Genomic DNA, 20,041 nt, shown 5'->3' on the forward strand with positions numbered 1-20,041 from the left:
ATCACCCCACCCGTCGTGCACTCGCTGCGCGAGCAGATCCGCGAGCACATCGTGGAGGGGATCGTCAGCGGGCGCTGGAAGCCCGGTGAGCGGATCGTGGAACGGCGCATCGCCGTGGAGCTGGAGGTCAGCCAGACCCCCGTGCGGGAGGCCCTGCGCGAGCTGGAGACGCTCCGGCTGATCGAGTCCGCGCCGAACAAGGGCGTGCGCGTACGGAACCTCTCCGCCGCCGACCTGGAGGAGATCTACCCGGTCCGGGCCGGTCTGGAGCAGATCGCGGCCGAGCTGGCGGCCCCGCGACTGGCAGCGGACTGCTCGGCGCTGGAGCCGCACGTCGCGGCCCTGTGGGAGGCCGACCGCAGTTCGGACGGCACGGCGCAGGTGCGGCACACGGTGGGCTTCCACCGGGAGATGGTGCGGGCCGCCGGGAACAGCGTGCTGCTGCACACCTGGGAGAGCCTGGGCATCGAGGTGTTCACGGCGCTGTCCATCCGCTGGCTCGGGACCGTCCAGAAGTCCTACGCGGAGGAGCACGAGGCGCTCGTCGAGGCCTTCCGCAGCCGGGATCCGGACATCGGTGTCCTGGTGAAGCGGCACGTCCTGGGCTGCGCGCCGAGGGCCTGAGCGACCGTTTCGCCCCTGTTTGACCGGCACCGCGTGCCCGTTTTCCTGGCACGCGGTGCCGACTTTTCCCCGGATCGACGTTTCTTTGTCACTTTTATTTGATCGATCATCGATCAGGGATTTACAGTCGTCGCGGACCTCAACCAGGTCCATCGACCCTGTCCTGCCCCGTCAGGGATTTTCTTCACCACCTCTCCTTTGTCCGGAAGGCGGCGCACAGCGATGTCCGACCCCGTAGGAAAGCTTCCGAGCGAGCTCGACCAGCTCCCGGACCGCGACACCGAGGAGACCGCCGAATGGGCGGCCTCCCTCGACGCCGTCGCCAAGGCCGCCGGTACGCGCCGCGCCGAATACCTGCTCCGCCGCACGCTCCAGCACGCCGAGGCCGCCGGCCTCGCCCTGCCGAAGCTGCTGGAGACGGACTACGTCAACACCATCCCCACCTCCGCCGAGCCCGAATTCCCGGGCGACGAGGAGATGGAAGCCCGGATCACCGCCTGGAACCGCTGGAACGCGGCCGCCATGGTGACGCGCGGTTCGAAGTACGGCGTCGGCGGCCACATCGCCACCTTCGCCTCCGCCGCGTGGCTGTACGAGACCGGCTTCCAGCACTTCTTCCGCGGCAAGGAGGCGGACGGGTCGGGCGACCAGCTCTACATCCAGGGCCACGCCTCCCCCGGCATCTACGCCCGCGCCTTCCTCGACGGGCGCATCTCCGAGCAGCAGCTCGACAACTTCCGCCAGGAGTCCGGCGGCGACGGCCTGCCGTCCTACCCGCACCCGCGGCGCCTGCCGTGGCTGTGGGAGTTCCCCACGGTCTCCATGGGCCTCGGCCCGCTCTCCGCGATCTACCAGGCGCGCTTCAACCGCTACCTGCAGAACCGGAACATCAAGGACACCGCCAACTCGCACGTCTGGGCCTTCCTCGGCGACGGCGAGATGGACGAGCCCGAGTCGACCGCCGCCCTGGCCCTGGCCTCCCGCGAGCGGCTCGACAACCTGACCTTCGTCATCAACTGCAACCTGCAGCGCCTCGACGGTCCGGTCCGCGCCAACTTCCGCGTGGTCCAGGAGCTGGAGGCCCAGTTCCGCGGCGCCGGCTGGAACGTCATCAAGACCCTGTGGGGCTCCGCCTGGGACGAGCTGTTCCAGCTCGACACCACGGGCGCCCTGGTACGCCGCCTGCGCGAGGTACCCGACGCGCAGTTCCAGACGTACGCGACCCGCGACGTGGCCTACATCCGCCAGCACTTCTTCGGCGCCAACGCCGAGCTCACCGCCCTGGGCGGCCTGCTCTCCGACGCGAAGATCTCCGAGTGCTTCCACACCTCGCGCGGCGGCCACGAGCCCCGCAAGGTCTACGCCGCGTACAAGGCCGCCCTGGAGCACAAGGGCGCGCCGACGGTCATCCTGGCGCAGACGGTCAAGGGCTACACGCTGGGTGCCGGGTTCGAGTCGAAGAACGCGAACCACCAGATGAAGAAGCTGACGATCGACGAGTTCAAGGGCATGCGCGACCTGCTCGGACTCCCGATCCCGGACAGCGCCTTCGCCGACGGCACGGTCCCGTACGGCCACCCGGGTGCGGACAGCCCCGAGGTGCGCTACCTCAACGAGCGGCGCGCGGCCCTCGGCGGTCCGGCTCCGGCCCGCAAGGTCCACCCGGTGGCCCTGCCCGCCCCGGCGGACCGCTCCTTCGCCCCGCTCCTCAAGGGGTCCGGCAAGCAGGAGATGGCCACCACCATGGCCTTCGTCCGCCTCGTCAAGGACCTGATGCGGGACAAGGAGACCGGCAAGCGCTGGGTGCCGATCGTCCCCGACGAGGCCCGCACCTTCGGTATGGAGTCCCTCTTCCCGTCGGCCGGCATCTACTCCCCGCTGGGCCAGACCTACGAGCCGGTCGACCGCGACCAGCTGATGTACTACAAGGAAGCCAAGGACGGCCAGATCCTCAACGAGGGGATCACCGAGGCCGGCGCCATGGCCGACTTCATCGCCGCCTGCACGTCGTACGCGACGCACGGCGAGCCGATGATCCCCTTCTACATCTTCTACTCGATGTTCGGCTGGCAGCGCACCGCCGACCAGATGTGGCAGCTCGCCGACCAGCTCGGCAAGGGCTTCATCGTCGGCGCCACCGCCGGCCGCACCACGCTGACCGGTGAGGGCCTCCAGCACGCGGACGGCCACTCGCACCTGATCGCGTCCACCAACCCGGCGTCGCTCAACTACGACCCGGCCTTCGCGTACGAGATCGCGGTGATCGTCAAGGACGGCCTGCGCCGCATGTACGGCGAGCCGACGCCCGGCGAGGACTCCAACGTCTTCTACTACCTCACGGTCTACAACGAGCCGAAGGTGCAGCCGGCCATGCCGGAGGGCGTGGAAGAGGGCATCATCAAGGGCCTCTACCGCTTCAACCAGGCCTCCGACCTGGAGGGCGCGCCGGCCGCCGACGCCCCGAAGATCCAGCTCATGGCCTCGGGCACGGCAATCCACTGGATCCTGGAGGCGCAGAAGCTGCTCGCCGCCGACTGGAACGTGGCCGCCGACGTCTGGTCCGCCACCTCCTGGGGCGAGCTGCGCCGCGACGCGCTGGAGTGCGACGAGGCGCTGCTGCGCGGCGAGGTGCGCACCCCGTACGTCACCCGCGCGCTGGAAGGTGCAGCCGGCCCGGTCCTCGCGGTCTCCGACTGGATGCGCCAGGTCCCGGACCAGATCAGCCAGTGGGTGGAGCAGGACTACACCTCCCTGGGCACGGACGGCTTCGGGCTGTCCGACACCCGTGAGGGCGCCCGCCGCCACTTCGGTGTCGACGCCCCGTCGATCGTGGTGGCCGCGCTGGCCCAGCTCGCCCGCCGTGGCGAGGTACCGGCGTCCGCCGTCAAGGAGGCCCGGGAGCGCTACGGCCTCTGAGCCGTGTGAATCCGGACGAGAAGGGCCGGTGCCCGCCCCGCAGGGGGCGGGCACCGGCCTTTCGCCGTACGAGCGGTGGCGGCGCCGGGGCGCAGCCGTGATGCTGGAGCCGTGATGGACGAGACGGAGTTCTGGGAGATCGTCGACCGTACCCGTGAGGCCGCCGACGGCGACCCCGAGGAGCATGCCGAGCTGCTCGTGGAGCGGCTGGCACAGCTCGATCCGGATTCCGTCCTGGACTTCGCCCGGCACTTCGAGTCCCGGTACAACCGGGCGTACACGTGGGACCTGTGGGGCGCGGCCTGGGTGCTGCTCGACGGGGCCAGCGACGACGCCTTCGACTACTTCCGCTGCTGGCTGATCGGCCAGGGGCGGGAGGTCTTCGAGGGCGGGGTGCACGATCCGGACCACCTGGCGGAGCTGCTCGGCGACTTCGACGAGGAGATCGACGGGGACGGCGAGGAGCTCGGGTACGCGGCCGACGAGGCGTACGAGCAGTTGACCGGGGCGGTGGCTCCGGACCTGGGCATCGCGTTGCAGGCGGCGGAGCCGGAGGGCGCCCCGCTGGACTTCGAGAACGAAGCCGTGCTCGCGGAGCGCTTCCCCCGGCTCTGGGACCGGTTCAGAGGCTGACGCTCCGGTTCAGCAGTGTGTGCCGCCGTCGATGCGGATCTCGGTTCCGGTGATGAAGGCGCCGTCCTCGGATCCCAGCATGGCGACCACCCCGGCGACGGTCTCGGGGCCGGCGAAGCCCTGGCCGATGGCCGGGGCCAGCTTGGCGAAGAGGGACCAGTCGGTGTCCTCGGGCAGGCCGGGGCCGCTGCCGGTGGTCATGCCGCTCTCGATGGATCCGGGCGCGACGCTGACGAAGCGCAGGCCCTGCTTGCTGTACTCGGCGGCGAGCGCGTGCGTCATGGACTGGATGCCGCCCTTGCTGGCCGCGTAGGCGGACATGTAGGGGTGGGCGAAGGACGCCGAGGTGGAGCTGAAGTTCACGACGACCGGCCGGTCGGCGGCCAGCAGGGCCGGCAGGGACTCCCGGATCATCAGGAAGGTGCCGGTCAGGTTGACCGCGATCACCTGGTTCCACAGGTCGAGCGTGGTGCGGTGGGTGTGCGCGGAGCGCAGGATGCCCGCCGCGTTGACGAGTACGTCGATCCCGCCGAGGGTGCCGGTCGCGGTGGCGACACCTTCCTTGACGGCGTTCTCGTCGGATATGTCGAGGAGCGCGGTGGTGAGCCGGTCCCCGTGGCCCGCGGCGGCGGCTTGTTCGGCGGTGGCCTCCAGTCCGGCCCCGCTGACGTCCACCGCGTGGACCCGGCCACCCTCGGCGAGGAGGCGGTGGACGGTGGCGCGGCCGATGCCGGAGCCGCCGCCGGTGATGAGGACGCGACGTCCTTCGTAACGGTTCATGGCGTGAGCGTACCGAAGGAGTGGCACATTTTGTCATAGTGGCAGGAAATGCCTTACGACAGGAGGCGAACGGTAGGCTGCACCTCGTGAGATCCCCTCGTCCGTACGCCCCCCAGGCCGGCCCCGGCGCGCTGTCGCTGACCGAGCGCCGCAAGGCCGCCACGCAGCTCGACATCGCCCGCGCCGCCTGCGAACTGTTCGCCGCACACGGCCCCGACGGCACCACCGCCGAGGACATCGCCCACCGGGCCGGCGTGGCCCTGCGCACCTTCTACCGCTACTTCCGCAACAAGCAGGAGGCCGTGGCCCCGCTCCTGGCGGGCGGCGGCGACGCCTGGCGCGCACTGCTCGCGGAGGAGGACCCGGGCACACCCCTCGCCGAGGCCCTGGAGCGCGCCGTCACGCGCTCGCTGAGCGGCCCGCAGGCGGTCGGGGAGGGCCTGGAGGTAACCCGCGGCCTGCTGCGCGCGGCGGCGGACGACGAGGCGCTGCGCGCGGTCTGGTACCGCGTGAACCAGGATTCCGAGGAACGCCTGGTACCGGTGATCGGCAGGCTGGCGGGGCCGGACGCCGAGCTGCGGGAGGTACGGCTGTTGGCGGCTGCGGCCACGGACGCGATCCGGGTTGCGTTGGAACTGTGGTCGGCGACGGACGCCCCGGTCTCGGGGCCCGGTTCCCCGACTGAGCTCGCGGTCCTGTGCCTGCGCGACCTGACCGGGGCGATGCCCCTGCTGCGCTGAGCCGGCGCAGCAGGGGCATCGCCCGGGTCCCGCAGCCTCTGCGGTCCGATCGGCCTCAGCGGCCGCCGCCCCAGTTCCCGCCGCCGCCGTCACCGCCACGGCCACCGCCCCAGTCCCCGCCGCCGTCACCGCCACGGCCACCGCCCCAGTCGTTCCCGTGGCCGTTGCCGCCGCGACCGTTGCCCCAGTCCCCGCCGCCGTCGCCACCGCGACCATTGCCCCAGTCGTTCCCGTGGCCGTTGCCGCCGCGACCGTTGCCCCAGTCGTTCCAGTGGCCGTTGCCGCCGCGGCCGGAGTTGTTCCAGTTCGCGTCGTCGTGCCAGTTGTTGTGGCGCCAGTCGGAGTCGCGCCAGTTGCTGTCGCGCCAGTAGCCGCGGTCCCCACCGACGCCGGCGTTGTCCCAGCACCAGCTGGGCCGGTCACGCCAGTCGCGGTTGCAGCAGTAGTCCCACCGGGCGTCGGAGCGGTGCGAGGGGTACCGGTAGCAGTCGTAGCCGCCGTTTCCGCCGCCGCCGCTGCCTGCGACGACCGAGGCCGAAGCGCTGGCCACGGGAAGCAGACCTATGGCGATTCCTGCGGCTCCGGCCATGCCTGCCGCAACGATCCTACGGCGCATTCTCATGCACCTCCGAACATGTCTCGCTTATCCGGCCTTTAGGTCATTTCCACCCTCACTCCGCCCGGCCGACCTGTCAAAGCGGAAAGGCCCCCCGCCTCGCTCCGTGGAGCGTGGCGGGGGGCCTCCCATCAGGCATTTCTAGATGTCGAAGTACAGCTCGAACTCGTGCGGGTGCGGACGCTGCGCGATCGGGGCGATCTCGTGCGTGCGCTTGTAGTCGATCCAGGTCTCGATCAGGTCGGGGGTGAAGACACCGCCGGCCAGGAGGTACTCGTGGTCCTCCTCCAGGGCCTTGAGGACGTCCTCAAGGCTGGTCGGGACCTGCGGGACGTTCGCGTGCTCGTCCGGGGAGAGCTCGTAGAGGTCCTTGTCGATCGGCTCCATCGGCTCGATCTTGTTCTTGATGCCGTCGAGGCCGGCGAGGAGCAGGGCCGAGAAGGCCAGGTACGGGTTCGAGGACGGGTCCGGCGCGCGGAACTCGACGCGCTTGGCCTTCGGGTTCGAGCCCGTGATCGGGATGCGCATGGCGGCGGAGCGGTTGCGCTGCGAGTACACCATGTTGACCGGCGCCTCGAAGCCCGGCACCAGGCGGTGGTAGGAGTTCACCGTCGGGTTGGTGAAGGCGAGCAGCGACGGGGCGTGCTTGAGGATGCCGCCGATGTAGTAGCGGGCGGTGTCCGACAGGCCCGCGTAGCCGGCCTCGTCGTAGAACAGCGGCTCGCCGCCGGCCCACAGCGACTGGTGGACGTGCATGCCCGAGCCGTTGTCGCCGAAGATCGGCTTCGGCATGAAGGTCGCGGTCTTGCCGTTCTTCCAGGCGACGTTCTTCACGATGTACTTGAAGAGCATCAGGTCGTCGGCTGCGGCCAGCAGGGTATTGAACTTGTAGTTGATCTCGGCCTGGCCGCCGGTGCCGACCTCGTGGTGCTGGCGCTCGACCTGGAGGCCCTGGGCGTCCAGCTCCAGGGAGATCTCGGCGCGCAGGTCCGCGAAGTGGTCGACCGGGGCGACCGGGAAATAGCCGCCCTTGTAGCGGACCTTGTAGCCGCGGTTGTTCTCCTCGGAGCCGGTGTTCCAGGCGCCGGCCTCGGAGTCGATGTGGTAGAAGCCCTCGTTCGCGGTGGTCGCGAAGCGCACGCTGTCGAAGATGTAGAACTCGGCCTCGGGACCGAAGAACGCGGTGTCGGCGATGCCGGTGGAGGCGAGGTACGCCTCGGCCTTCTTCGCGATGTTGCGCGGGTCGCGGCTGTAGGCCTCACCCGTGATCGGGTCGTGGATGAAGAAGTTGATGTTCAGCGTCTTGTCGCGACGGAAGGGGTCCAGGCGCGCGGTGGTGATGTCGGCGCGCAGGGCCATGTCGGACTCGTGGATCGCCTGGAAGCCGCGGATCGAGGATCCGTCGAAGGCGAGCTCCTCCGCCGGGTCGAATGCCCGCGCCGGGATCGTGAAGTGCTGCATCACACCAGGCAGGTCGCAGAAGCGGACGTCGACGAACTTGACGTCGTTCTCCTCGATGTACTGCTTGACTTCGTCGGCGTTCTGGAACATCCAACTCCTCCTACTCCCGACCCGGGGGAGGGACGGGTTTTATAGCTCGTGGCGCGTCAGTGCGGTGCCGCACGCTGACCCGACCATAAGCAGACGGGATTTCCCAAGCATGACCCATTTGTTTCGCACAAGTTAACCAGGGTCCGGCCGGAGTGCCGTGAGGCGCCACCGGTACCGTGGTCGGGTGGACAACAGACAGGCAATCGGATCCTGGCTCTCCGGCCCCAAGACGGCCGCCGAGGAGATGGGCGTCGACTTCGGCTATCCGGGCCAGCGGCTCGGCCTGCCACAGCAGGGCCCCGGCTCAGTGGCACGCTTCGGGCGCCGGTTGGCTGCCGTGTCCCTCGACTGGATCGGCTGCCAGCTCATCGCGTACGGGCTGATCACCGGCGGGAATCTGGGCGCCGCGGGCAACTGGACCCTCGGGCTCTTCGTGGCCCTGGCCGTCCTGACGGTCGGCACCGTGGGCTCCACGCCCGGCAAGCGGCTTCTGGGCCTGCGCGTCGTCGCGGAGGACGGCACCCGCCTCGGCATCGGCCGGGTGGTCGTGCGCACGCTGCTGCTGGCCCTGGTCATCCCGGCGCTGATCTGGGACCGGGACGGCCGCGGCCTCCACGACCGCCTCGCGCGCGCCGTCCAGGTCCGCATCTAGACGGGCAGCAGGCCGGCAGGCACAGCGACGACCGACACAGGGGTGCCCCCGAGCCGACCGGCTCGGGGGCACCCCTGTGTCGTATACGGAAATAGGCTGAGCGGGTCAGCGCATCTTCCCGCCGCGCGGCATCTTCATGCCCTTGGGCATGGGGCCCTTCGGCAACGGCATGTTGCTCATGAGGTCACCCATGGCGCGCAGCTTGTCGTTGACCGTGGTGATCTGCGGGCCGGTCAGGACGCGCGGCAGCTTGAGCAGGGTGGTGCGCACCTTCTTGAGCGGCACCTCGCCCTCGCCCGTGCCCACGATGAAGTCGTGGACGGGCACGTCCGGCATGATCCGGGCCATCTTCTTCTTCTCGTTCGCGAGCAGCGGCTTCACCCGGTTCGGGTTGCCCTCGGCGATCAGCACGACGCCGGCCTTGCCCACGGCACGGTGGACGATGTCCTGCTGCCGGGTCATCGCGATGGCCGGGGTGGTCGTCCAGCCCCGTCCCACGTTGTCCAGTACGGCCGCGGCCGCGCCCGGCTGTCCCTCCATCTGCCCGAAGGCAGCCCGCTCGGCCCGTCGCCCGAAGACGATCGCCATCGCGAGGAAAGCCACCAGGAAGCCCAGGATGCCCAGGTAGACCGGGTGGTCGATCAGGAAGCCGATCGCAAGAAAGACACCGAAGGTGACGATTCCCACGCCCGCGACGATCAGACCGACCTTCGGGTCGGCCTTGCGCGTCATCTTGTACGTCAGGGCGATCTGCTTCAGTCGCCCGGGGTTCGCAGCAGTCTCTGCGTTTGACTTCCTCGCCATACAGGGAAGTTTACGTGGCCTGCGGGGTCCGGGTAGCCGCGGCCTCAAGTACGTGTTCGGTTTCGACCCGGTCCCGGGCCCTCTTGCGGTCCTCCAGGACGGCCGTCCAGGCGTTGCGGCGGGCCCCGCTCATCAGGAGGGACTCAAGGCCCCGGAAGGCGTCGGAGAGCGTCGGGATGGCGATGGCGCGTACGGGCGCGGCCTGCATGATGTCGATCCCTTTCACGATGCTCACGTCTTCGCGAGGTGGGCGGGTGTCTACGGTGCGTGGACCAAGCGTCACTGACTGGTGTTACCAGGGCATGACCGGCCGGTCAAATGTGATGGACACGTTGCAGACGCCGACGCGGCCCGCCGGATTCCCCCCTCGCGGGAGAAGCCCGGGGGCCGCGCCGGTGGGGTGGTTGCCCGTCGCCTACGCCACGGCCCCGCTGCGCTTCTCCATGGCCTGCTGGTACAGGCGCCCCGCGCGGTACGAGGACCGGACGAGCGGGCCGGACATGACGCCCGAGTAGCCGATCTCCTCGGCCTCCTTCGCCAGCTCGACGAACTCGGCCGGCTTCACCCAGCGCTCGACGGGGTGGTGCCGCGGCGAGGGCCGCAGGTACTGGGTGATGGTGATGAGCTCGCAGCCGGCCTCGTGCAGGTCCTTCAGGGCCTGCGAGACCTCCTCGCGCTCCTCGCCCATGCCGAGGATCAGGTTCGACTTGGTGACCAGGCCGTACGCGCGCGCCTTGGTGATCACCTCAAGCGAGCGCTCGTAGCGGAAGCCCGGACGGATCCGCTTGAAGATCCGCGGCACCGTCTCGACGTTGTGCGCGAAGACCTCGGGGCGGGAGGCGAAGACCTCTTCCAGCAGCTCCGGAACGGCGTTGAAGTCGGGGGCCAGCAGCTCGACCTTGGTGTGGCCGGCCTCGCGGCCCGCCGTCTGCTGGTGGATCTGGCGCACGGTCTCCGCGTACAGCCAGGCCCCGCCGTCGGCCAGGTCGTCGCGCGCGACGCCCGTGATCGTGGCGTAGTTCAGGTCCATCGTGACGACGGACTCGCCGACGCGGCGCGGTTCGTCGCGGTCCAGCGCCTCGGGCTTGCCCGTGTCGATCTGGCAGAAGTCACAGCGTCGGGTGCACTGGTCACCGCCGATGAGGAAGGTGGCCTCGCGGTCTTCCCAGCACTCGTAGATGTTGGGACAGCCGGCCTCCTGGCACACCGTGTGCAGTCCTTCGCCCTTCACCAGGGCCTGCATCTTGGTGTACTCGGGGCCCATCTTCGCCCGGGTCTTGATCCACTCGGGCTTGCGCTCGATGGGGGTCTGGGCATTCCGGACCTCGAGGCGCAGCATCTTGCGTCCGTCGGGTGCGACTGCGGACACGACCGGCTCCCTGTGACTTCGATTGTTCGGGCGTCCACCAGGGTACGCCCGTAATTTCGTACGCTCTTACGCCGACCAACCTGCGAGCGGCCGGACTCATTCCCATAGCCGGGAGGTCTCTATGCGGTCTCGATCTCGCGGGGGCGCACGTCGGCGTGCTCCAGTACGTCCCTCAGGTGGCGCTCGACGACCGGGAGCACCTCGGCGAGGGTGATGTCACGGCCCAGTTCGTACGAGAGCGAGGTCACACCGGCGTCCCGGATCCCGCAGGGGATGATCCGGTCGAACCAGGTGCTGTCCGGGTTCACGTTGAGCGCGAAGCCGTGCATGGTGACGCCCTTGGCCACCCGGATCCCGATGGCGGCGAGCTTGCGGTCCTCGCGCCGCTGGCCGGCGTTGGACGGGGCGTACTCGGGGCCGTTGAGTCGGGGGTCGAATTCCTCGTCGGCGATCCGCGGGTCGAAGTCGAGGGACAGTCCGGCGATCTTCGGGCGCTCCTCGACCGGGTCCCCGAGCACCCAGACGCCGGAACGGCCCTCGACCCGGGTGGTCTCGAGGCCGAAGTCGGCGGCGGTACGGATCAGCGCCTCCTCCAGGCGGCGGACATGGGCGACCACGTCCACCGGCCGGGGCAGCTTCATGATCGGATAGCCGACGAGCTGGCCGGGGCCGTGCCAGGTGATCTTCCCGCCGCGGTCCACGTCGATAACGGGGGTGCCGTCGAGCGGGCGCTCGCTGGGGTCGGTGCGCCGGCCGGCCGTGTAGACGGGCAGGTGCTCCAGCAGGAGGCAGGTGTCCTCGATCTCGTCCGCGAAGCGGGCCGCGTGCACCCTGCGCTGCTCTTCCCAGGCCCGGGTGTACTCGACGGATTCCGCTCCGAAGCCCAGACGGACAAACCCAAGCTCAGCCACCGCAGCGCCTCCTCGTCGAACCTGCTGTGTGCACGTACTTCACCCAGCAAGGGTACGGCCGCCCGTAGGGCCCTCCTCAGGGCCCCGCTTCCGGCTCCGGACCGGGCTCGGGCAGACGCGACGGCAGTGGCTTCGGCCGCCGCCGCCTCTTCGACGGGCGGTCCGGGTCCTCGTCCGCGCGCGGCAGCCGCCGGTGGCCCTCCGAGTGGTCGTTCACCCAGCCGCACACACCGCAGGCGTACCGGCCGTCGAGCCCCGCGATGTAGGTGCCACAGCGCCGGCACTCGGCCTCGGTGAGCTCGGGCGGAGGCAGCGGAGCGGTGGATTCGGGGCGCTCCTCGGACGGGCGTGACGGGTGGTGCCGGCGGGTCATGGCCCGCAGCGTACGCCGAGGGAGGGGGCGAGTCCGTAAAGAGCCCTACCGATTCTGCACACGATCGGATGAATGTGGGGCAGAGAGGGCGGCCCGGGCGAAGTTCGCCGCTACATTCACGCCGTTCAAGGGCCGGGACTCCGGTCCGTCACGTCAGGAAACCGTGGAGCCGATGACGGAACGACCTGCCCAGCGCGTCCCCAACCGGCAGCTGGCGGCGCTGATCGCGGAAGCCGGGTTCTCCAACGCCGGGCTCGCCCGCCGCGTCGACCAGCTCGGTCTCGAACACGGTCTCGACCTGCGGTACGACAAAACCTCCGTGACCCGCTGGCTGCGCGGCCAGCAGCCGCGCGGGACCACTCCGGCGCTGATCGCCGAGGTGTTCACCCGACGCCTGGGGCGCCGGCTCTCCGCGCAGGACCTGGGCCTCGACGCCTGCGCCCCGGTCTACGCGGGCCTGGAGTTCGCGGCCACCCCCGAAGAGGCCGTGGACATCGCGAGCGGTCTGTGGCGCAAGGACTCCGGCTCCCACGCCGAACTCCGGAAGATCGCCTTCACCCCGGCCGGGCTGGTCGTGCCGAGCCGGGACTGGCTGATCGGACGGCCCGACGAGCGCGTGGCCCGGGGCGCGGAACCGGCCGCGGCCCGCGTGCCGCTCCAGGGCCGGGCCTCGGTCCCTCGGCAGCGGCAGATCGACCGGGGGCCCGGACAGCGCGTGACGGCCGGCGACATCGCCGCCCTGAGATCGGTGAGCGAGCTCTTCCGGACCCTGGACCACACCTACGGCGGCGGGCACGCCCGCCAGGCCCTCGTGCGGTACCTGGAGCACGAGGCCGAGCCGATGCTCCGGGGCACCTACGGCGAGACCACGGGGCGGCGGCTGTTCTCGGCCGCCGCCGACCTCACCCGGCTCGCGGGCTGGACCTCGTACGACATCGCCGCGCACGGGCTCGCCCAGCGGTACTTCGTGCAGGCCCTGCGGCTCGCGCAGGCGGCCGGTGACCGTCCCTACGGCTCGTACGTGCTGGTCACCATGAGCCGGCAGGCGGTCTACCTCGGGCACGGCCGGGAGGCGGTGCAGCTGGCCCGGGTGGCCCAGCAGGGCGTCGGCTCAGGCCCGCCGCCGGTGGTGCAGGCCCTGCTGCACGCGGCGGAGGCGCGCGGGCACGCGGTCCTTGGCGAGGTCCGGGCGGCGACGGCCTCCCTGGTACGGGCCGAGCGCGCGCTGGGCGCGGCCCGGCCGGGGGACGACGTACCGCACTGGGCGCGCCTGTATGACGAGGCGCAGCTCGCGGACGAGTTCGGGCATTGCCACCGGGACCTGCAGCAGTACCGGGCCTCGGCACAGCACGCGGAGCGCTCCCTGCAGTTGCGGGCACCGGGGTTCGCGCGGTCGCGGCTGTTCTGCCGGGTGGTGCTGGCCACGGCCCGGCTGGGGCTGGGCGAGCTGGACCAGGCGTGTGCGCTGGGCGCGGAGGCGGCCCAGCAGGCGATGGAGATGCGGTCGGTGCGGGCGGTGGAGTACGTACGGGACTTCGAGCGGCGGCTGGAGCCCTACCGCGACGCGTCGGCGGTGCGGACGTACCGGGACCGGGTGGCCGCGCTGTCCTGACCGTGCCGGTGGCCGCGCGTCCGGACCGCCCTGACGTACGGCAGGGGCCCGGTCCCGAGGCGGAAGGACCGGACCCCTGTGTCGTGGGTGGTTCTCAGGCCGCCACCGGGAGTGCGGGCTCCGGGGCGACCGGGAGCGGGATGCCGAAGTCGCGCAGGATCGCGCCGGCGGCGCGGCGGGCCGAGTGCAGGGCGCCCTGGACCGTGTTGGTGTCGCGGTGGTCGCCGCACACGTAGAGACCGGCCAGCACCCGCACCGGGCGGCACCGGTCGTGCGGCGGGGGCATGGCGGGAACGGCGTCCGGGGTGTGGCGGACGGCCAGCAGCTCCCACTCGCGGGTGCTGGTGTCGTAGAGCCGGGCGAGTCGCGAGGCGACGGTGCGCACCGGCGGCGGCGGGCCGAGCACGGTCGTGGTGACCAGGCTGCGGCCGGCCGGGGCCCGCGTCGGGTCGACCGCGCTCATGACGGCGGTGTGGGAGACGGGCCAGTCGGGGTCCCCGTCCAGGATCAGCGAGCCGTCCCGGGGCAGGGTGCCGGCGGTGGCGTGGTGCAGGACGGTGACCTCGTGGAACGCGGGAACGCGCAGGCCGGGCAGCAGCTCGGCGGCGGCGCGGGCGCCGGTGGCGAGCAGGACGGAGCGGCAGCGGAAGTCGCCGTGGTCCTCGGTGGTCACCAGGTTGGTGGCGACCGACCGGACCCGGATGCCGCTGCGTACGGTGCCGGGCGGCAGTCCCGAGGCGAGCAGGTCGGGCAGGGCCGCCGCGCCGCCTTCGGGCACGGCGAGCCGGCCGCGGGCGAAAGTGCGCAGGGCCAGGTCGGCGACCCGGCTGGAGGTGGTGAGTTCAGGATCCCGGAGCAGGGCGGCGAGCAGCGGCCGGAGCACACCGTTCAGGGTGCGCGAGGGCAGGCCGCGGGTACGCAGGGCCGCGGCTGCGGTGCGTTCGGGCCGGGCGAGCAGCTTGTCCTCGGGCAGCGCGGCGAGCCTGCCGAGGGCGGCGCTGAGCCGGGCCTGGTCGAGGGAACCGCTGGCCAGGGCCCGGGCGGGAGTCAGCGACCCGGCCCGCAGCTGCCTGCCGTCGGCATGGACCAGGACGCCGGGCGTGAAGGGGCGCAGGACCAGGGTGCGCAGGGCGGGCGTGCGCTCCAGTTCGCTGTACGCGGTGTTGAGCAACTGGGCGGTCCGGTCGAGCCGGAACCCGTCGGCGGACTCGGTGGCCATCCGCCCGCCGGGGTCGTCCGCGGCCTCCAGGACGGTGACCGTGACCCCGGCTGCGATCAGGTGGTGCGCGGCCGCGAGTCCTGAGACCCCGGCTCCTACGATGACGACGTCCGCATGGTGCGCGGCATTGGGTGCGCTGCTGAGCACGTGCCCCTCCCCGAGGTCGGCGCGGCTGTGTGGGGATCCTCCTTCCCTCAACCGGTCGAACGGGAACCCGAGTTCGGCGGGCTATTGCGGACAACTCCGGTCGCACGGCGGTCGCATCCGGGTCACGAACGGTCGCACGCGGTCGCACGCCGGTTCAGGAGAGCGCCGCGCGGATGGCCTGTTCGATACCGGGGTGGCGGAAGACGAACCCGGACCCCAGGAGCCGGCTGGGACGGGCGCGCTGACCGCACAGCACGTCCTGGGAGAACTCCCCCAGGACGAGGCGCAGGGCCACCGCCGGGACGGGCAGCACCGCCGGCCGGTGCAGCACCCGGGCCATGGCGGCGGTGACCTGGCGGTTGGTCAGCGGCTCGGGGGCGGTGAGGTTGACCGGGCCGCTGAGGGCGGGGGTGTCGATGATGTGGCGCAGGGCGGCGACCTCGTCGTGGAGGGAGATGTACGGCCAGTACTGGCGGCCGTCGCCGAGCCGGCCCCCGAGGCCCGCGCGGAAGAGGGGGAACATCCGCCCCCAGGCTCCGCCCTCCCGGGCGACGACCAGTCCGGTGCGGGCGAACGCGGTGCGGATCCCCGCCTCCTGGGCGGGGGCGGCGGCGGCCTCCCACTCCACGCAGACCGAGGGGAGGAAGCCCTGTCCGGCGGGGCTGTCCTCGTCCACGGGCCGGTCTCCGGTGTCCCCGTAGTAGCCGACGGCGGAGCCGCTGACCAGGACGGCGGGCGGCCGGTCGAGGCCGGCGAGCGCGGCGGCGAGCGCGGCGGTGCCCAGCACGCGGCTGTCTCGGATCTTCCGCTTGTACGCGGCGGTCCACCGGTGGTCCCCGATCCCGGCCCCGGCCAGGTGCACGACGGCGCCGCAGCCGGCCAGCCCGGCCGGGTCCACGTGGCCGCGCTCCGGATCCCACCGCGCCTCGTCGGCGCCGGCCGGCTCCCGCCGCACGAACCGCACCACCTCGTGGCCGTCGGCCCGCAGGGACCGCACGAGTGCACTGCCGATGAGGCCGGTCGAGCCGGTGACTGCGATGCGCATGGGGCCATCCTGCCGGGTCGCTGCCCCGCACTCCGGCGGATTCAGGGGTGCGTCGCCGTCCTTCGCCGGACGGCCGTGCCCGTGCGGGGCGTCACGGCGCGGCGCCCCGTACCCACGCCCGAGCCCTGCGCCCGCACCCGCGCCCTGCGCCCGCGCCCCGGGCGCGTCCTCAGTCGCCGGCGGGGCCGGTTTCTCGGCCTGCGGCGGCCGGGCCGGACCCTCCCGGAGCTCCCACCCCGGGGGCCGGGCGGGGCCGGCTCCGTCAGGCGGTCGTGGTGCCGAGCCAGGTGCCGACGGCGTAGGTGACGGCCATGGCCAGGGCGCCGCCGGCCACGTTGCGGACGACCGCGCGCGGTACCGGCGCCGCGCCCAGCCGTGCGCTGAGCGTCCCGCACAGGGTGAGCGCCACCAGCACCGCGACCACCGTCACCGGCACCCGCGCCGAGGGCCCCGGCAAGAGGATCGCCAGCAGCGGCAGCAGCGCCCCGACCGTGAAGGCGATGAGGCTCGCGAAGGCCGCGTGCCACGGGTTGGCCAGCTCGTCCGGGTTGATCCCGAGCTCCACCCGGGCGTGGGCCCGCAGGGCGTCCCGTTCCGTGAGCTGCTCGGCGGCCTCCCGGGCCACGTCCCGGCTCAGGCCCCGCTCGGCCAGCAGGTCGGTGAGCTCGTCCAGCTCTGCCTCGGGCTCTTCGGCCAGCTCCCGGCGTTCCATGTCGAGCGCGGCCCGCTCGGAGTCCCGCTGGGAGCTGACGGACACGTACTCCCCCGCCGCCATCGACAGCGAGCCCGCCAGCAGCCCGGCGACGCCGGCCGCCAGGATCGCCGGGCGGGAGGTGGTGGCCCCGGCGACGCCGACCACCAGACCTGCGGTGGAGATGATCCCGTCGTTGGCACCGAGCACCCCCGCACGCAGCCAGTTGAGCCGTGTGCTCATCTCCGCGCTCGCCGGGCCGCCGCCGGCGCCGTGCGCCTCGACGTGGGCCGGGCCGGGCACTCTTCCCGGGCTTTCGTCTGCTGTCACGCCACCACTGTGGCGGTACGGGGCGCGCACAGCCACCCGGCGGACCGGTCCGGGGTGCGCGGGCCCGGGCTGCGTACCAGGGTGGAGGGGTGAAACGCGGACGCGCCGAGCCGGGCGGGCTGCGCGGCGAGCCACCGCCGCGCTGGGCCCGGATCGCGCCCGCGGCGGCACTGGTGGCGCTCGTCCTCGCGCAGGCGATGACGAGCGACGTGGAGCTCGGCTTCTTCCTGGCGGGCCTGCCCCCGGTGGCGGCCTTCGCCTACGGGGCGGCCGGGACCGCGATCTTCGCGGCGATCGTCCTGGTGCTGCTGGGGGTGCACGACATCGGCGTCTCGCAGGCCAGGGGCACCGACCTGGCCACGGTCGCCGTCGTCGGACTGCTGAGCGTGGTCATCGCCTGGGTCCGCCAGCGCCGGGACGAGCAGCTGGTCAGCGTGCGGACGGTCGCGGAGGCGGCCCAGCTGGCGGTGCTGCCGCCGGTGCCCGAACGGGTGGGCGGGGTGCGCTGCTCCGGCCTCTACCGGGCGGCGCAGCGCGGCACTCTGGTGGGCGGCGACTTGTACGACGTACGGGTCGGGCCGTTCGGGGTGCGGGCACTGGTCGCGGATGTGCAGGGGCACGGCCTGGCGGCGGTGGCCACGGTGGCGGCGCTGCTCGGGGCCTTCCGCGAGGCCGTGCTGGACGACGCGGAGCTGGCGGCGGTCGTGAGCCGGCTGGACCGGCGGCTGCTGGCCGACGCGGCGGATGCGCACGTGGACCATCCGGAGCTGTTCGCGACGGCGGTGCTGGTGGAGTTCCCGCCCGGGCTCGATCTCGTGCGGTTCGTGTCGTGCGGGCATCCGCCGGCGCTGCGGCTGCGCGGGGCGGCGGTGGAGGAGGTGCCGGTGGATCCCGGACCTCCGCTGGGCCTGGGGCTGGCGGGACCGGACCCGCCGAAGGTGGTGGAGCTGCCGGTGCTGCCCGGGGACCGCTTCCTGCTGCACACCGACGGGGCGACGGAGGCCCGGGACGCGACCGGGCGCTTCTACCCCCTGGCCGCGCGGGTGCCCGTCCTGGCGCGGGATCCGGTGGACCTGGTCGGTGCGCTGTGGAAGGACCTGGCGGACTTCACGGACGGCGGGCCGGGCGACGACGTGGCGCTCCTGCTGCTCTCGCCGGGCGGGCGACCGTGACCGGTGGGCGGGGCCGCAAGCCCGGCCGGCGGCCCCGGTGGCCCCCGGCGGCTCGGGTCGGCCGCCCGTGGGCGGCCGACCCGAACCGCGGCACGCGGTGGGGCGCCGTCGCGGCTCCCCCGGCGTCACGACTCCTTGATGAACGCCCGCACCATCTTGCAGGTGACGTTGGACGGCCGGTGGATCCCCGTCCGGACGGCCATCGTCCGGATCTTCCGGTTGGTGGCGCGCTTGGCGTCGTACGTCCCCGAGTCGAGCAGGGATATCGCCAGCCGCATGGCCTTCAGTCGGCGGTTGTGGCTCTCGTACCACTCGCGGGGCAGGCCCGCCGGCAGCGGCTTCTTCTGGACGGGCCGGACGGTGCTGGCAGTGGCCATCTACAGCCTCCCAAACGGTAGTTGGCTTCCTGTCGTTCTTCCTCGATTTTACCGGGGAGCACTGACAGAAGCCCCTGGCCAGACGGGCCCCGGATAGGGTCGGGGCATGGAGATCTGGATCAATCCCGCGTGTTCCAAGTGCCGCGGCGCGCTCACCTTGCTGGACGCGGAGGGCGCCGACTACACCGTGCGCCGCTACCTGGAGGACGTGCCCTCCGAGGACGAGATCCGCGAGGTGGTGGGTCGCCTCGGGCTGGAGCCGTGGGACATCACCCGTACGTCGGACCCGCTGGCGCGGGAGACCGGGGTACGGGACCTGCCGCGCGAGGAGACGGAGGCGGCGCGGGCCCGCTGGATCGCCCATCTGGCCGCGCACCCGAGGCTCATCCAGCGCCCCATCATCACCGCCGAGGACGGCACGGCCGTCGTCGCCCGCACCGAGGAGGCCGTCCGCGAGGCCCTGTCCCGCACGGCCTGAGCCCCGGGGCCCGCGCGGCCCGGGTCAGCGGGCGCGGCCGGGGGGCGCGACCCGGTCGGCGAACAGGCGGGCGATCTCGGCGGCGGCCGTCAGCGGCAGGGCGTGGTGCGAGACCCCGGGCAGTACCTCGATCCGGGCGTCCGGCAGCGCCGCTCGCGCGGCGCGGGCCGCCCGGCTGGGGGCGTGGCAGCGGGCCAGCCCTGCGAACAGGACGTCCACCCGGACGTCCGCCCCCGCGAGCCGCGCCAGGTCGGGGCGCGGGCCGGTGACCGGCCGGGCGGCGGGGAAGCGGGCGGTCTCGTCCTGGAGCCGGAGCCAGGCCGGATCGAGGGCGGCCCCGTGGGTCTCCCAGGCGAGGAAGGAGCGGATCCGCCGCGGGGTGGGGCGCACCAGCATGGGCAGGGCGCGCAGGACGTATCCGGGGCGGAGTCCGGCGAAGACCCCGGTCGGGTCGAGCAGGACGAGACGGCCGACCCGGCCGGGCTGCAGGGCGGCGTGGTGGGCGGCGATCCAGGCCCCGTACGAGTGCCCGCCGAGGGTCACCGGTCCGCGCGGGCCGAGCCCGTCGAGCACCGCTTCGAGCCAGTCGGCCAGGTCCCCGGGGGTCCGCGGGGTCCGCCCGGGCTCCGGGACACCGAGGCCGGGATCGCCCACGAGGTCGACGGCGTGCACACGGTGGGTACGGGCCGCACCGGCGGCGGCGCAGGCGCCCCACACCGTGGAGGTGGCCCCGCCGCCCGGCAGCAGGACCAGCGGCGGGGCGCCGGCCGGGCCGCAGCTGTTGACGCGGGTGACGCCGTAGGGGGTGGGCAGGTCGACGGCCTCGACGGTCCCGGGCCATCCGGCGAGCGCCTGGGCGTAGGCGGCCCGGAAGGCGGCGGGGGCGGGAGAGGCGGCGGCAGGGCCGGCAGGAGAGGGGGAGGAACGGTGGGACGGCATCCGGGACACGGCTGCTCCAATGTCTCGCCAGGCGATAGTCTCGCTGAGCGAGATATTAGGCA

At 72.4% G+C, this 20,041-nt stretch carries 21 protein-coding genes; 8 read left to right on the forward strand and 13 right to left on the reverse strand.

Annotation, left to right across the window (positions count from 1 at the left end):
- From R4Z63_RS08770 to R4Z63_RS08780, 3 genes are all read left to right on the forward strand, one after another.
- On the forward strand, positions 1–624 hold the full coding sequence (locus R4Z63_RS08770; RefSeq protein WP_030654838.1) for a GntR family transcriptional regulator: 624 nt from the start codon (positions 1–3) through the stop codon (positions 622–624).
- A 222-nt stretch (positions 625–846) separates the two neighbouring features.
- On the forward strand, positions 847–3,540 hold the full coding sequence (aceE, locus tag R4Z63_RS08775; RefSeq protein WP_384454659.1) for a pyruvate dehydrogenase (acetyl-transferring), homodimeric type: 2,694 nt from the start codon (positions 847–849) through the stop codon (positions 3,538–3,540).
- Positions 3,541–3,654: 114 nt separating this feature from the next.
- Entirely contained in the window at positions 3,655–4,173 is a 519-nt protein-coding gene (locus R4Z63_RS08780) for a DUF4240 domain-containing protein (protein WP_037927107.1), read from the forward strand.
- A gap of 9 nt (positions 4,174–4,182) precedes the next feature.
- On the opposite strand, the gene R4Z63_RS08785 is transcribed toward R4Z63_RS08780, so the two are convergent.
- Positions 4,183–4,953, reverse strand: coding sequence for an SDR family NAD(P)-dependent oxidoreductase (locus R4Z63_RS08785; RefSeq protein ID WP_037927110.1), 771 nt, complete (start codon positions 4,951–4,953; stop codon positions 4,183–4,185).
- Positions 4,954–5,039: 86 nt separating this feature from the next.
- Here R4Z63_RS08785 and R4Z63_RS08790 point away from each other — a divergent pair, with 86 nt between their 5' ends.
- On the forward strand, positions 5,040–5,693 hold the full coding sequence (locus R4Z63_RS08790; protein ID WP_384454654.1) for a TetR family transcriptional regulator: 654 nt from the start codon (positions 5,040–5,042) through the stop codon (positions 5,691–5,693).
- 55 nt (positions 5,694–5,748) lie between these two features.
- On the opposite strand, the gene R4Z63_RS08795 is transcribed toward R4Z63_RS08790, so the two are convergent.
- Together R4Z63_RS08795 and glnA are read right to left on the reverse strand one after the other, a co-directional pair.
- Positions 5,749–6,243, reverse strand: a complete 495-nt coding sequence (locus R4Z63_RS08795) for a hypothetical protein (RefSeq protein ID WP_384454651.1) — start codon at positions 6,241–6,243, stop codon at positions 5,749–5,751.
- A 207-nt stretch (positions 6,244–6,450) separates the two neighbouring features.
- The gene (gene glnA / locus R4Z63_RS08800; RefSeq protein WP_037927113.1) at positions 6,451–7,860 is read right to left on the reverse strand and encodes a type I glutamate--ammonia ligase; all 1,410 of its coding nucleotides are present in this window, start codon (positions 7,858–7,860) and stop codon (positions 6,451–6,453) included.
- 184 nt (positions 7,861–8,044) lie between these two features.
- On the opposite strand from glnA, the gene R4Z63_RS08805 reads away from it, so the two are divergent.
- Positions 8,045–8,512, forward strand: coding sequence for an RDD family protein (locus tag R4Z63_RS08805; RefSeq protein WP_037927116.1), 468 nt, complete (start codon positions 8,045–8,047; stop codon positions 8,510–8,512).
- A 105-nt stretch (positions 8,513–8,617) separates the two neighbouring features.
- Here the strand turns inward: R4Z63_RS08805 and R4Z63_RS08810 are convergent, their stop codons facing one another.
- The 5 genes from R4Z63_RS08810 to R4Z63_RS08830 form a co-directional block, all read right to left on the reverse strand.
- Positions 8,618–9,316, reverse strand: coding sequence for a DUF4191 domain-containing protein (locus R4Z63_RS08810; protein WP_037927119.1), 699 nt, complete (start codon positions 9,314–9,316; stop codon positions 8,618–8,620).
- Positions 9,317–9,326: 10 nt separating this feature from the next.
- Positions 9,327–9,524 carry an SCO2195 family GlnR-regulated protein gene (locus tag R4Z63_RS08815; protein WP_037927664.1) on the reverse strand — a complete coding sequence of 66 codons (198 nt, stop codon included), beginning with the start codon at positions 9,522–9,524 and terminating at the stop codon, positions 9,327–9,329.
- A gap of 207 nt (positions 9,525–9,731) precedes the next feature.
- The gene (gene lipA, locus R4Z63_RS08820) at positions 9,732–10,685 is read right to left on the reverse strand and encodes a lipoyl synthase (protein WP_037927122.1); all 954 of its coding nucleotides are present in this window, start codon (positions 10,683–10,685) and stop codon (positions 9,732–9,734) included.
- A 119-nt stretch (positions 10,686–10,804) separates the two neighbouring features.
- A complete protein-coding gene (lipB, locus tag R4Z63_RS08825; protein WP_037927124.1) occupies positions 10,805–11,596 on the reverse strand; it encodes a lipoyl(octanoyl) transferase LipB in 792 nt (263 codons plus the stop codon).
- Between the two features lie 76 nt (positions 11,597–11,672).
- Complete coding sequence (locus R4Z63_RS08830; RefSeq protein ID WP_037927127.1) at positions 11,673–11,969, reverse strand: hypothetical protein; 297 nt, start codon at positions 11,967–11,969, stop codon at positions 11,673–11,675.
- Between the two features lie 172 nt (positions 11,970–12,141).
- On the opposite strand from R4Z63_RS08830, the gene R4Z63_RS08835 reads away from it, so the two are divergent.
- The gene (locus R4Z63_RS08835) at positions 12,142–13,581 is read left to right on the forward strand and encodes an NsdA family TPR-like regulatory protein (RefSeq protein WP_037927135.1); all 1,440 of its coding nucleotides are present in this window, start codon (positions 12,142–12,144) and stop codon (positions 13,579–13,581) included.
- Between the two features lie 94 nt (positions 13,582–13,675).
- On the opposite strand, the gene R4Z63_RS08840 is transcribed toward R4Z63_RS08835, so the two are convergent.
- The 3 genes from R4Z63_RS08840 to R4Z63_RS08850 all read right to left on the reverse strand — a co-directional run bounded on the left by R4Z63_RS08840 (position 13,676) and on the right by R4Z63_RS08850 (position 16,926).
- A complete protein-coding gene (locus tag R4Z63_RS08840; protein ID WP_384454199.1) occupies positions 13,676–14,947 on the reverse strand; it encodes an NAD(P)/FAD-dependent oxidoreductase in 1,272 nt (423 codons plus the stop codon).
- 154 nt (positions 14,948–15,101) lie between these two features.
- Entirely contained in the window at positions 15,102–15,992 is an 891-nt protein-coding gene (locus tag R4Z63_RS08845) for a TIGR01777 family oxidoreductase (protein WP_037927139.1), read from the reverse strand.
- Positions 15,993–16,254: 262 nt separating this feature from the next.
- On the reverse strand, positions 16,255–16,926 hold the full coding sequence (locus R4Z63_RS08850; RefSeq protein ID WP_052031234.1) for a VIT1/CCC1 transporter family protein: 672 nt from the start codon (positions 16,924–16,926) through the stop codon (positions 16,255–16,257).
- 176 nt (positions 16,927–17,102) lie between these two features.
- Here R4Z63_RS08850 and R4Z63_RS08855 point away from each other — a divergent pair, with 176 nt between their 5' ends.
- Positions 17,103–18,185, forward strand: a complete 1,083-nt coding sequence (locus R4Z63_RS08855) for a PP2C family protein-serine/threonine phosphatase (protein ID WP_384454196.1) — start codon at positions 17,103–17,105, stop codon at positions 18,183–18,185.
- Positions 18,186–18,310: 125 nt separating this feature from the next.
- On the opposite strand, the gene R4Z63_RS08860 is transcribed toward R4Z63_RS08855, so the two are convergent.
- Positions 18,311–18,562, reverse strand: coding sequence for a hypothetical protein (locus R4Z63_RS08860; RefSeq protein ID WP_030032818.1), 252 nt, complete (start codon positions 18,560–18,562; stop codon positions 18,311–18,313).
- A 106-nt stretch (positions 18,563–18,668) separates the two neighbouring features.
- Between R4Z63_RS08860 and R4Z63_RS08865 the strand changes: the two genes are divergently transcribed.
- Positions 18,669–19,040, forward strand: a complete 372-nt coding sequence (locus R4Z63_RS08865) for an ArsC/Spx/MgsR family protein (protein WP_384454529.1) — start codon at positions 18,669–18,671, stop codon at positions 19,038–19,040.
- Between the two features lie 24 nt (positions 19,041–19,064).
- On the opposite strand, the gene R4Z63_RS08870 is transcribed toward R4Z63_RS08865, so the two are convergent.
- Positions 19,065–19,979 carry an alpha/beta fold hydrolase gene (locus R4Z63_RS08870; protein ID WP_384454576.1) on the reverse strand — a complete coding sequence of 305 codons (915 nt, stop codon included), beginning with the start codon at positions 19,977–19,979 and terminating at the stop codon, positions 19,065–19,067.
- Between the last annotated feature and the right edge of the window lie 62 nt (positions 19,980–20,041).

This window comes from Streptomyces sp. PL-29 (assembly GCF_058344425.1).